General features: G+C 74.4%; 1 protein-coding gene. It reads left to right on the top strand.

All coding sequences use genetic code 11. From position 1 onward, the window contains the following. Positions 1-95: 95 nt before the first annotated feature. A partial coding sequence (locus ACLZOT_RS51500) for a hypothetical protein (protein ID WP_416976179.1) occupies positions 96-308 on the top strand: 213 nt, incomplete at its 3' end.

Raw genomic sequence — 308 nt, 5'->3', positions numbered from 1 at the left:
CCCAGGCGCTGGATGCGCTGCTGCGCCGTGCCGGCCAGGGAGCGGGCAGCAGGCGGGAGCGGACGGTAGCCGCCCGGGCCCAGGCTGCCGCCCAGATGACCGATCCCTCCCCCGCCACCACCCCCCACCAGTGGCCAGCGCCTCTCGCGCCGGGGGCCTCGTTCGGGCTGCCCGGCTCCTTCACCGTCCCGCTTCAGGATGCCGACGGCTGGGACGCCGACGACAGCCTGGATGACATCGAGGACAACCGGGACGACGAGGACTACCTTCTCGCCGCCCTTACCGACGGGCAGGACGCTGCGGCAGGC

It is taken from the genome of Streptomyces sp. 4F14 (assembly GCF_048159485.1).
GTDB lineage: Bacteria > Actinomycetota > Actinomycetes > Streptomycetales > Streptomycetaceae > Streptomyces.
The sequence above is the reverse complement of the archived record's forward strand: the minus strand, read 5'-3'. Positions and strand labels throughout refer to the sequence as shown.